Here is a 12,074-nt window from a genome sequence, read left to right on the forward strand (position 1 = left end):
CCCCCGTCAGCCGAGGCGGACCGGCACGGGCGTGTCCCTCAGCGCCGCGATGACACTTTCGACGTGCGCCCGCGCGGCGGCCTCCGCGGCATCGGGGTCACCCGCGACCACCGCCTCGATGATCGCCAGGTGCTGCGGAAGCGACTGCGCCGGACGGCCCGGGCGCAGCGCCAGACGGAACTGGTAGCGCACCATCTGGCCGTTCATCCGCTCGAGCAGGGCCTGTGCCACCTTCTGGTCGCTGACCTCGCCGAGGCACTCGTGCAGTCTGCGGTTCAGCACCGAGTAGGCGTCCGGGTCGCCGTCCGCGACGGCCCGGCTCATGGCCGCCCCGATGTCCCGCAGGTCCTGGCGCACCTCGTCCGTGGCGTACTCCGCCGCCCGCCTGGCGCACAGGCCCTCCAGCAGGGCCCGGCACTCGGTGATCTGGATCGCCTCCTCGACGGAGATCACCCGAACCCGTGCTCCGCGCCGGGGAATCAGCTCCACCAGCCCCTCGGCGGCCAGATCCTGCAGCGCCTCGCGCACCGAGCTCCGCGTGGCCCGGAAGACCTCGGACAGCTCCTGCTCGACCAGGCGCTGCCCCGGCACCATGTCGCCCGCCGCGAGCGCCTCCCGGATACCACTGGAGACCGCGCTCCGGCCCGTCCGACCGGTGACCTGATTCGACGTCACCCCTCCGCCTTCCGTACATCGTGGGGACATTCCTCCGCCGTGTGAATCCACGCGGCGACACCAGTGATAATGCCCGAAACTTTCTCGTCAGGCATATTGTCAACAATTTCATCGACGGTTACGGTGGCGTGAACAGCCGACCGGACGAGACGGATCGGCGAGCAGCCTTCCGGCTCGTTCACGCGGGTATCGCGCGCCGACGCCACCCGCAGGCACTTCACAGAGGAACCGCGATGATCATCGACTGCCACGGCCACTACACGACGGCCCCACCCGCCCTGGAGGCCTGGCGGAACCGGCAGATCGCCGGGCTCACGGACCCGTCCGCCTCCCCGCGGCCGGCGGATCCGACGATCAGCGACGACGAGCTGCGCGAAAGCGTCGAGTCGAACCAGCTGCGGCTGATGGACGAGCGCGGCATCGACATGACGGTCTTCTCACCCAGGGCGTCCTTCATGGCCCACCACGTGGGCGATTTCCGCACCTCCGCCGAGTGGGCGGCACTCTGCAACGAGCTGTGCTTCCGTGTCAGCCGGCTCTTTCCGGAGCGTTTCGTCCCCGCCGCCATGCTTCCGCAGTCACCCGGCGTCGATCCCGCCACCTGCATACCGGAACTCACCAGGTGTGTGGAGGAGTACGGCGCCGTCGCGCTGAACCTCAATCCGGACCCGTCCGGGGGGCACTGGACCGCTCCACCCCTCACCGACCGCTCGTGGTACCCGCTGTACGAGAAGATGGCCGAGTACGACGTACCGGCGATGATCCACGTCAGCACCAGCGTGAACCCCGCGTTCCACACGACGGGGGCGCACTACCTCAACGCCGACACCACCGCGTTCATGCAGCTCGTACAGGGCGACCTGTTCAGGGACTTCCCCACCCTCCGGCTGGTCATCCCCCACGGCGGCGGCGCGGTCCCCTACCACTGGGGCAGGTTCCGCGGACTGGCGATGGCGCTCGGGAAGCCGCCGCTGGAGGAGCACGTCCTGGGCAACGTCTTCTTCGACACCTGTGTCTACCACCAGCCCGGCTCCGACCTGCTGTTCGACGTCGTCCCCACCCGCAACATCCTCTTCGCCTCGGAGATGATCGGCGCCGTCCGTGACATCGACCCCCGGACCGGCCATCACTTCGACGACACGCGCCGTTACGCCGAGGCCGCCGGGCTGTCCCCGGAAGGATGGGCCGACATCCGGGAGCACAACGCGCGCTCCGTGTACCCACGCCTGGACGCCCTGCTGAAGCGTCAGGGCCGCTGAACCCGCTTGCCCACCCGGGTGCACCCCCGGGCCTCCCTCATGAACCGCGAGGAGATCTCATGCGTGTGCGTTCCCCCAAGACCCCGGGCTGGCTGGACTGGCACCAGAACCCGTCCGTACCGGTGTTCCGGCTTCCGGCGGGCACCGTCGACACCCACTGCCATGTGTTCGGACCGCAGGACGCCTTCCCCTTCGCCCCCGAGCGCAAGTACACCCCCTGCGACGCGGGGAAGAGCCAGCTGTCCGCTCTGCACAGCCATCTGGGCGTGGACCGTGCCGTCGTCGTCCAGGCCACCTGTCACGGCGCGGACAACACCGCGATGCTCGACGCCGTCCGCGCGGCCGAGGGCCGGGCGCGCGGCATCGCGACCGTACGTCCGGACATCTCGGAGGCCGAACTGCGTGAGCTGGACGCGGCGGGGGTGCGCGGGGTCCGTTTCAACTTCCTCCGCCGCCTGGTCAGCACCTCCCCGAAGGAGGACCTGACCAGGATCGCCGAGAAGATCGCCCCGCTGGGCTGGCACATCGTGCTCTACTTCGAGAGCGCTGATCTTCCCGAACTGGAGGGCTTCTTCGGCTCCCTGCCCGCCCCCCTCGTGGTGGATCACATGGGGCGGCCGGACGTGACCCTGCCGGTGGACGGCCCGCAGTTCAGCCGCTTCCTCCGCTTCACCGACTCCCACGACGTCTGGGTGAAGGTGACCTGCCCCGAGCGCCTCAGCGTGACCGGCCCCGCCGCCCTCGACGGCGAGGAGCACCCCTACGCCGATGTCGTGCCCTTCGGCCGTCGCGTGGTCCAGGAGTTCGGGGACCGGGTCCTGTGGGGCACGGACTGGCCGCACCCCAACCTCACCGCTCACATGCCCGACGACGGCCTCCTGGTCGACCAGGTACCGCAGGTCGCCGTCACCCCCGAGGAGCAGCACCGCCTCCTCGTCGACAACCCGATGCGCCTGTACTGGCCCGGCGAAGGCATCTGACTCCCTCCCCACCCGCACTCCGACAGGGACCGTCCCCATGCAGCACGCCAATGCGGCGAACCGGCTGGACCGGCTGCCGATCTCCCGCTTCCACAAGACCACCCTGCTGGCCGTCGCGTTCGCCTACTTCTTCGAGTTCGCGGACATCAACAGCTTCGCGACGACCGCCCCCAAGCTCATCGACCTCTGGGGCGTGACGGTCAATCAGGTCGCCTACGTCACCTCGCTGTCGTTCGTCGGCATGTTCATCGGCTCCATCGTCGCGGGAGCCGTCGCCGACCGGTGGGGCCGCAAGAAGACCCTGCTGCGCACCACGCTGTTCTTCGGCTTCTTCTCGTTCGTCTCGGTGTTCTCGTGGGACGTCTTCTCCCTGGGCGTCTTCCGGGTGCTCACCTCGGCGGGTCTGTCCGCGATGACCGTCGTGGCGGTCATCTACGTCAACGAGATGTATCCGGCCGCCGTCCGCGGCAAGTACCAGGCGTACGCCATGGTCATCGGCATCTGCGGCACACCGGCCACCAACCTGATCGCCAGTCTCGTCGTCCCGCTCAGCGACTGGTCCTGGCGGCTGGTGTACCTGTGGGGTGCGCTCGGCGTCCTGCTCGTGCTGTTCTCCAAGCACCTCAAGGAGTCCCCCCGCTGGCACGAGAGCAAGGGCGACCACACGGCGGCCGACGCGGTCCTGCGGGAGATCGAGGCCTCGGTGACCGCCGAGAAGGGGCCGCTGCCCGAACCGGCGGAACCCGTCGAGGAGCCCCCGGCCGTCAAGGCCCCGGTACGTCTGCTGCTGCAGAAGAAGTACCTCGCACCGACGCTCCTGCTCACCGTCCTGTGGGTCACCCAGACCATCGGCTTCTTCGGCTACTCCAGCTTCGCACCCACCCTGCTCTCCAAGGAGGGCTTCAGCGTGGAGAAGTCCGTCTTCTACATCGCCCTCACCACCGTCGGTGCGCCCTTGGGCTCCTATCTGGCCTCCCTGGTCACCGACCGGTTCGAGCGCAAGTGGTGCCTCGTCGCCTTCGGCACGGTCATCGCCGCGTGCGGTCTGCTGTACGGGCTGACCTTCGACCCGATCCTCATCGTGGTCTTCGGCTTCCTGGTCAACCTCTTCGAGCGCGGCTACACCGCCCTTGCGTACGCCTACTCCCCCGAGCTCTACGACACCCGGAGCCGCTCCCTGGGCACGGGCATCACCTACGGCATCGGCCGCCTGTCGAACGCCGCGGGCCCGCTGATCATCGCGGCGCTCTACAACCGCACCGGCTACCAGAGCGTCTTCTACTTCATCGCCGGGGTCTGGATGGTCGGAGCCGTCGCCCTGGCCGTGTTCGGCCCCCGGACCCGGCCTTTCCGGCCGGCCGCGCGGAAGCCGAATGCCGTCGCGTCCGCCTCCTGAGCGACGGGGAACCAGAAGTCCCGTGCGCATCCGGAGGGTTGAGCGGTCCCGGGGCGGGGGGTTTCCGGAGGGGCGGATCCGGCTGATCTTGACCGACCCCCTTGCGCGATCGACATAAGGGTAGCCTAACCTAAGAGAGCCCGTCCGGTTCCGGCGGGTCCTGTGCACCCACATGCCCAGAAGTGGCGCACCGTGTGCCACCTCTCTTCGACGCCGGCTTCGAAGAGCGCCCGCCGGAACAGGATTCGTCCGAACGCAAACGGAGATCCCTGTCCATGGCGCCGCATTCGCCCCCCTCACCCCGCGGAATCGCACGACCCGTCATGTCGGCGTCCCCCGGTGGTCGGCCGGGCAACCCGTACGACAAGGGCGAGGACCACTCGACGCCGTTCGACGACGGGCACGCGACCGTCATCGACGGGACCGGGCGGGCGAGCCTCGGCGGCGCGCAGACAGCCGTCCCGGCGCTCGACGGCGTCCGGGAGGCGGTGGCCGGGTGAGCACCGAACAGGACCTCGACGGCCGGATCGCCCTCGTGACGGGCGCGGGCCGCGGCATAGGCGAGGCGGTCGTACACGCCCTCGCCGGCCGCGGTGCCCGCGTCCTCGCCACCGACCTGGCCGCGGAAGGCATCGCCGTACTGGAGAAGACGTACGGCGGTCAGGTGACCGCGCGCACGCTCGACGTCACCGACCCCACGGCCGTCGAAGACCTCGTCTCCGGCGCGGAGGTCACGATCGGCCCGCTGGACATCGCGGTCAACGTCGCCGGAATCCTTCGTGGTTCGCCGGTCGCGGAGCTGTCGGACGAGGAGTGGCAGGCCACGTTCGCGGTGAACACCCATGGTGTGTTCCATGTGTCACGGGCCGTCTCCCGACGGATGACCGAGCGGGGTTCGGGCAGCATCGTCACCGTGGCCTCCAACGCCGCGGGCATCCCCCGTACGAACATGGCTGCGTACGCCGCTTCCAAGGCCGCGGCCGTGATGTTCACCAAGTGCCTCGGCCTCGAGGTGGCACCCCTGGGGGTGCGGTGCAACACCGTCTCCCCGGGTTCGACCCTGACCGACATGCAGCGCGGTCTGTGGACGCCGGGGGACGAGGAGGCCGCCGCCCGCCGCGTCATCGACGGCGACCCGGCGACGTACCGCACCGGCATCCCCCTCGGCCGGATAGCGGACCCCTCCGACATAGCCGACGCGGTCGCCTTCCTGGTGTCGGACCGCGCCCGGCACATCACCATGCACGACCTGTACGTCGACGGCGGAGCCACCCTGCGGGCCTGAGAGCCGGCCTGCCGCCCGCCCTGCCGTCCACTCCGCCGACGTTCGAGCCGTCCCACTGGAGACCACCCATGTCTGCATCTCTGCGCGTCCCCGCCATCCCTCCCCCACTCGACGCACCCGGTGCCGCGACCGCGCTCCTGGAGGCGTACCGGCCCGGCACGGACCGCTTCCTCGCCACACCCCGGCACACCCTGCTCGGCTCCGGGACCACGGCCGAGGTACCGCACGACGCACGGCCGCTGACCGAACGGGTGCGGGAGGTCCTGGACGACGCCCGGACCGCGAACGGCCCCGCCCCTGTCGTCATGGGCACCGTGCCGTTCGCGCCCGACGGCGTGGCTGCCCTCGCCGTCCCGGAGACCGTCCGGTGGGCGACCGCCCTGCGCGCGGACCCGCTGATCGCACTGCGCGGACCGGACGCCGGCCGGAGCGAGGAGTGGCGGATACGTGAGGTGCCCGCGGCGGACACGTACTCCGCGGCCGTCGCCGCCGCCGTCGAGCGGATGCGCGCCGGCGAGTTCGACAAGGTCGTCCTCGCCCGCACACTCGAACTGAGCTCGGCTCGTGACCTCGATCTGCCGGCCATGCTGAGCCGGCTGGCACGCCGTGACCCGGACGGCTACACCTTCGCCGTTCCCAGCGGCCCGGGCCGCACCCTCGTGGGAGCGAGCCCCGAACTCCTCGTGGCCCGCCGGGGAGCCGAGCTGGTCGCCAATCCGCTGGCGGGTTCAGCGCCGCGCAGCAGCGATCTGGCGGAGGACGTCCGCAGGGCCGCCGCGCTCCTGGACTCACCGAAGGACCTCCACGAGCACGCCGTCGTGGTCGACGCCATCCGCGAGGCGCTCGCACCGTTCTGCGTACGCCTGGACGTACCCGAACGCCCCACCCTCGTACGGACCGCCACCATGTGGCACCTGTCGACCACGGTCACCGGGGCACTCCGCGACCCCTCGCCCACCGCCCTGGACCTGGCATCGGCCCTGCACCCCACTCCGGCGGTCTGCGGTACACCGACCGATGTGGCCCGACGGGTCATCGCGGAGTCCGAACCCTTCGAACGCGGCGCGTACACCGGCATGGTCGGCTGGCAGGACGCGGACGGCGACGGCGACTGGGTCGTCACCATCCGCTGCGCCGAGGCCGAGGGCCGCACCCTGCGGCTGTTCGCCGGAGCGGGCGTGGTCGCGGAGTCCTCGCCTGCCGCCGAGACCGCGGAGACCGGAGCCAAGTTCCGTACCTTCCTGAACGCCGTAGGAGCCACCCTGTGACCGCCCATCAGGTATCCGACGCCCCCACCTGGCCGGTCGAGTTCGCCGCACGCTACCGCGCGGCGGGCCACTGGCGCGGGGAGACGTTCGGCGGTGTGCTGCGCGAGCGCGCCGCCGCGCACCCCGACCGCGTCGCCGTCGTCGATCCCGCCCCCGGACGCCGTGAGTGGACCTACGGCGAACTGGACGAGCGGGCGTCCCGCCTGGCCGCGGGGTTCACGGCCCGTGGGATCTCCCCCGGCGACCGGGTCGTCGTACAGCTCCCCAACATCGCCGAGTTCGTCGAAGTCGTCTTCGCGCTCTTCCGCATCGGCGCGCTGCCCGTCTACGCGCTGCCCGCACACCGGGACACGGAGATCGAGTACTTCTGCTCGTTCACCGAGGCCGTCGCCTACGTGATCCCTGACCGGCACGCCGGCTTCGACCACCTCGCGCTCGCGTCGAAGGTCAAGGAGCGCACCCCGACCCTGAAGCACGTCTTCGTGGTCGGTTCGCCGGGCGGGCACACAGCCCTTTCCGAGGTGCCGTGCGACCCCACGGGAACCGGTCACGAACCGGAGCCGCACGATCTGGCGTTCCTCCAGCTCTCGGGTGGCACGACGGGGGTCCCCAAACTCATCCCCCGTACGCACGACGACTACATCTACTCGCTGCGCGGATCCAACGAGATCTGCGGGGTCGACGGTGACACCCGCTACCTCGTCGTGCTACCCGCGGCGCACAACTTCCCCATGAGTTCCCCGGGTTGGCTCGGAGCCCTCTACGCGGGCGGCACCGTGGTCCTGTGCCCCGCCCCCGACCCGGCGACGGCGTTCCCCCTCGTGGAGCGCGAGCGCGTCACCATGACCGGGATGGTGCCGCCGCTCGCACTGGTGTGGACACAGGCCGCCCCCGGCACCGAGCACAACCTGTCGAGCCTGGAACTGGTCCTCGTCGGCGGCGCCAAGTACAGCGAGGTGGCGGCCCGACGGCTGGAGCCCGCGCTGGGGTGCCGGCTCATGCAGGTCTTCGGCATGGCCGAGGGCCTCGTCAACTACACACGTCTGGACGACGACCACGAGACCGTGGTGACCACCCAGGGCCTGCCGATCTCCGAGGACGACGAGATCCGGGTCGTCGACGACGCGGACGAGGACGTGCCCGAGGGCGGCTTCGGGCACCTGCTGACCCGTGGCCCGTACACGATCCGCGGGTACTGGCGAGCGCCCGAGCACAACGCGAGGGCCTTCACCGAGGACGGCTTCTACCGCACCGGCGACATCGTGCGCCGCACCCCGACGGGCCACCTGGTCGTCGAGGGGCGCGCCAAGGACCAGATCAACCGGGGCGGCGAGAAGGTCGCTCCGGAGGAGATCGAGAACATCATCCTCGGCCATCCGTCGGTGCACGACGTGTCCGTCGTGGGAGTGGCCGACGAGTACCTGGGGGAACGCACCCTCGCCTACGTCATCCTGCGCGAGGACGCCGAGCCGCTGAAACCGGTGGCGATCAAACGCCTCGTGCGGGAACGCGGTGTCGCCGCCTGCAAGATTCCCGACCTCGTCGAATTCGTCGAGGCCTTCCCGCAGACCGGAATCGGCAAGGTCAGCAAGAAGGGCCTCCGCTCCGACGCGGTTCCCGACCGGGCCGAGACCCCGCTCCACTGAGACCAGCACCGAGTTCCGCCCCGAGCGGCACCGAAAGGTTCCACCTCATGGCCCTTCCCGCCATCGCCTCCTACGCCCTGCCGACCGAGGCCGAACTGCCCCCGAACCGGGTGGACTGGACCGTCGACCCCGCGCGGGCCGTCCTTCTGGTCCACGACCTGCAGAACCACTTCCTCGGTGCCTTCCCGCCCGGCCAGCAGCCGCTCACCGGCATGCTCGACAACACGGCCCGTGTGATCGAGGAGTACCGCCGCCTCGGTGTACCGGTCGTCTACTCGGTGCAGCGCGGCGGCCAGACCGCCCAGGAACGCGGGCTCCAGCTCGACTTCTGGGGGCCGGGTGCGGCCGACACCCCGGAGTCGCTGGCGATCCCCGGACCCGTCGCTCCCGCCCAGGGCGACACCGTGCTGACCAAGTGGAAGTACAGCGCGTTCGTACGGACCGAGCTCGAGTCGCTGATCCGCGGGTCCGGCCGCGACCAGCTGGTGATCACCGGCGTGTACGCGCACATCGGGGTGCTCATGAGCGCCTGCGACGCGTGGATGCGCGACATCCAGGCCTTCGTGGTCGCCGACGCCGTGGCGGACTTCTCACGTGAGGACCACGACATGGCGCTGCGCTGGGCCGCGGGCCGCTGCGCGGTCGTCACCTCGACCGACGCCCTTCTGAAGGAGATCTGAACACCGTGGCGCTCACCCTCGAACTGATCCGTCACCAGGTCGCCGACGCACTCGGCCAGGAGCCCGCGGACGTACCTCTCGACGAGAACCTCATGGACCACGGGCTCGACTCGGTGCGCATCATGTCGCTGCTGGAGCGCTGGCGCCGCGAGCACGGTGTCGAGGCGGACTTCGCGGACCTCGCCGAGGACCCCTCCATCACCACGTGGGTGTCGCTGCTGGAGGCCCCGTGACCGTCCAGCTCACCGGCACCGCCGGGGCCCGGCCGGGCCCCGGCCCCGACGGCCCGCCGGTCGTACTGCCGTTGACCGCCGCCCAGTCCGGCATGTGGTTCGCGCAGTCGCTCGATCCGCTCAGCCCGGCGCAGAACACTGCGGAGTGCCTGGAGATCGAGGGCCCGCTCGACCCGGAGCTGTTCACTTCGGCGCTGCGCCGCGTGACAGCCGAGGCCGAGGCCCTGCGCGTGTCCGTCGAGGACTCCCCGGACGGCCCGCGTCAGCGTGTCCTCCCCTCGGTCGGGCTGCCCCTCACGGAGCGTGATCTGCGGGACTCGTCCGACGCCGTCCGGCAGGCCGGGGAGTGGATGCGCGCGGACCTGACCGAGCCCTTCGACCTGGCGGCAGGCCCACTGTTCCGGCACGCGTTGTTCCGTGTGGGCGAGGAGCGGTGGCTGTGGTACCAGTGCATCCATCACCTGGTCATCGACGGCTACGGATACTCGCTCCTGGTGCGCCGCACCGCCGAGGTCTACACCGCGCTGGTCCGGGGGACGGAGCCCCGCCCCCGTACCTTCGGCGCGCTGGCCGACCTCGTCGCCGAGGACGCCGCCTACCGGTCCTCGGAAGCCTTCACCGCCGACCGCGCGCACTGGACGGAGGCGTTCGCCGACCGCCCCGAGGCACCCCGGCAGGCGGGCCGCGGGGCCCCGCCCTCGCGGACGTTCCTCCGCCGCACGGCCCACCTGGGCCCCGGGGTCACCGAGAGCGTGCGGGAGCTGGCCGACCGTCTCCGTGCCACCTGGCCGGACGTGCTGATCGCCGCCCAGGCCCTCTACACCTCACGGACGACCGGTCACCAGGAGGTCGTGCTCGAACTGCCCATGATGGGCCGCATGGGGTCCGTCTCACTGCGGGTGCCGGGCATGGTCAGGAACATCCTTCCGCTGCGGCTCGACGTGTCCCCCGACGCCACCTTCGCCGAGCTGGTGCGCCAGGTGGTGCTCGGCATCCGGGAGGTCCGCCGGCACCAGCGGTTCCGCTACGAGGACGTCCGCCGAGAGGTGCGGCTCCTCGGGGGGAACCGCGGGGTGGCCGGCCCCCTCGTCAACGTCATGCCCTTCGATTACGACATCGACTTCGCGGGCGCCACGGTGCGGGCCATGAATCTGTCCACCGGCCCGGTGGACGACCTGTCGGTGAACATCTACGACCGGTCCGACGGCCGTGGCCTGCGCATCGACCACGACGGCAATCCCGCACTGTACGAAGGCGAGGAGCTGGCAGCGCACCAGGAGCGCTTCCTGGATCTGGTGGAGCGGATCGGCCAGGCCGATCCGCATGTTCCGACGGCCACGCACACGATGGCGACGGCGGCCGAACTCGAGCTGGTCGTCTCCACGTTCAACGACACCGGCCGTGTTCTCCCGCCCACGACGCTGATCGGTCCGATCGAGTCACGTGCCGCGCGCACCCCCGCCGCGACCGCCCTGGTGTACGGAGACACCTCGCTCACCTACGAGGAGCTGAACATCCGCGCCAACCGGCTGGCCCGGCATCTGCGGACGCTCGGCGCCCGGCCGGGTGCGGTGGTGGCGGTGTCGGTGCCCCGCTCGGTGGAGCTCGTCGTGTCCCTGCTCGCCGTGCTGAAGGCGGGTGCCGCCTGTCTGCCGCTGGACCCGGACCTTCCGGACCAACGGCTCGCGTACACGCTGCGGGACGCGGCGCCGGTGTGCGCGGTGACCGACCGGGCGGGGCGGCTCCCCGAGGACACCGGGACGCCGCTGGTCGTCCTGGACGGCCTCGACGTCTCGCAGTACCTCTGGGTGAACCCGTCACGCCCCCTCACCCCGGCTCACCCGGCCTACGTCATGTACACCTCCGGGTCGGCGGGCCGCCCCGAGGGCGTCGTGGTCCCGCACGGTGCGATCGACAACCGGCTGCGCTGGATGCAGAGTGCCTACGGACTGACCCCGGACGACCGGGTGCTCCAGAAGGCGTCGTCGTCCTGCCACGTCTCCCTATGGGAGTTCTTCTGGCCGCTGCGCCAGGGCGCGGTGCTGGTGCTCGCGGAACCCACCGGCCACGGGGATCCGGCCCACCTGGCCCGGCTGATCCGCGAACAGTCCGTCACCACCTGCCATTTCGTCCCGTCGATGCTGAAGGTGTTCCTCTCGGAGCTGGGTGCGGGAGGGGTGGAAGCGTGCGGCAGCCTGCGGAGGGTCTTCTGCGGTGGTGAGACCTTGCCCCGCGAGACCGCCGAAACCTTCGGACGCGTCCTGCCCGGCGTCGAACTGCACCATCTGTACAGCTCCACGAAGGCGGCCGCAGATGTCGCCTCGCACGCGTGCGAGGCCGGCGCCTCCGGCCCGGTGCCGATCGGCCGCCCTATCTGGAACACCCGTCTGTACGTGCTCGACGCGGCGCTGAGACCCTGTCCGCCGGGAATACCCGGTGAGCTCTACCTGGCGGGGCGTCAGCTCGCCGACGACGGATTCAACCGCCCCGAGCTGACCGCGTCCCGCTTCGTCGCCGACCCCTTCGGCCGGCCGTCGCAGCGCATGTACCGCACCGGCGACCTGGCGTACTGGACGCAGCGGGGCGAGGTCGTCCACCTGGGCTCGTCGGCCACGTCACCAGGGGCGCCGATCCGGTGACCGTACGCCCCTC

At 70.7% G+C, this 12,074-nt stretch carries 10 protein-coding genes and 1 pseudogene; 10 read left to right on the forward strand and 1 reads right to left on the reverse strand.

What is annotated here, in order from left to right:
* Positions 1-6 precede the first annotated feature (6 nt).
* Positions 7-675: a GntR family transcriptional regulator gene (locus tag ABT001_RS03040; RefSeq protein WP_351271409.1), complete on the reverse strand. Its 669-nt coding sequence runs from the start codon at positions 673-675 to the stop codon at positions 7-9.
* 233 nt (positions 676-908) lie between these two features.
* Between ABT001_RS03040 and ABT001_RS03045 the strand changes: the two genes are divergently transcribed.
* From ABT001_RS03045 to ABT001_RS03090, 10 genes and pseudogenes are all read left to right on the forward strand, one after another.
* A complete protein-coding gene (locus ABT001_RS03045) occupies positions 909-1,934 on the forward strand; it encodes an amidohydrolase family protein (protein ID WP_351271412.1) in 1,026 nt (341 codons plus the stop codon).
* A gap of 59 nt (positions 1,935-1,993) precedes the next feature.
* The gene (locus ABT001_RS03050) at positions 1,994-2,914 is read left to right on the forward strand and encodes an amidohydrolase family protein (RefSeq protein ID WP_351271415.1); all 921 of its coding nucleotides are present in this window, start codon (positions 1,994-1,996) and stop codon (positions 2,912-2,914) included.
* A gap of 37 nt (positions 2,915-2,951) precedes the next feature.
* Positions 2,952-4,310, forward strand: a complete 1,359-nt coding sequence (locus ABT001_RS03055; protein WP_351271418.1) for an MFS transporter — start codon at positions 2,952-2,954, stop codon at positions 4,308-4,310.
* Positions 4,311-4,633: 323 nt separating this feature from the next.
* Complete coding sequence (locus ABT001_RS03060) at positions 4,634-4,810, forward strand: hypothetical protein (protein WP_351271421.1); 177 nt, start codon at positions 4,634-4,636, stop codon at positions 4,808-4,810.
* Complete coding sequence (locus ABT001_RS03065) at positions 4,807-5,595, forward strand: 2,3-dihydro-2,3-dihydroxybenzoate dehydrogenase (RefSeq protein ID WP_351271424.1); 789 nt, start codon at positions 4,807-4,809, stop codon at positions 5,593-5,595. The genes ABT001_RS03060 and ABT001_RS03065 overlap by 4 nt, the downstream gene beginning before the upstream one ends.
* A gap of 68 nt (positions 5,596-5,663) precedes the next feature.
* Complete coding sequence (locus tag ABT001_RS03070; RefSeq protein ID WP_351271426.1) at positions 5,664-6,863, forward strand: isochorismate synthase; 1,200 nt, start codon at positions 5,664-5,666, stop codon at positions 6,861-6,863.
* Complete coding sequence (locus ABT001_RS03075) at positions 6,860-8,509, forward strand: (2,3-dihydroxybenzoyl)adenylate synthase (RefSeq protein ID WP_351271429.1); 1,650 nt, start codon at positions 6,860-6,862, stop codon at positions 8,507-8,509. Before ABT001_RS03070 ends, ABT001_RS03075 begins: the two co-directional genes overlap by 4 nt.
* 47 nt (positions 8,510-8,556) lie before the next feature.
* Positions 8,557-9,189, forward strand: coding sequence for an isochorismatase family protein (locus ABT001_RS03080; RefSeq protein ID WP_351271432.1), 633 nt, complete (start codon positions 8,557-8,559; stop codon positions 9,187-9,189).
* Positions 9,190-9,194: 5 nt separating this feature from the next.
* Positions 9,195-9,422, forward strand: coding sequence for a phosphopantetheine-binding protein (locus ABT001_RS03085; protein WP_351271434.1), 228 nt, complete (start codon positions 9,195-9,197; stop codon positions 9,420-9,422).
* Positions 9,419-12,025, forward strand: a pseudogene (locus ABT001_RS03090) (amino acid adenylation domain-containing protein); the annotation flags it as partial. The gene ABT001_RS03085 and the pseudogene ABT001_RS03090, both read left to right, overlap by 4 nt.
* Positions 12,026-12,074: the final 49 nt, after the last annotated feature.

Source organism: Streptomyces sp. NPDC002793, from assembly GCF_040295485.1.
Taxonomy (GTDB): Bacteria; Actinomycetota; Actinomycetes; order Streptomycetales; family Streptomycetaceae; genus Streptomyces.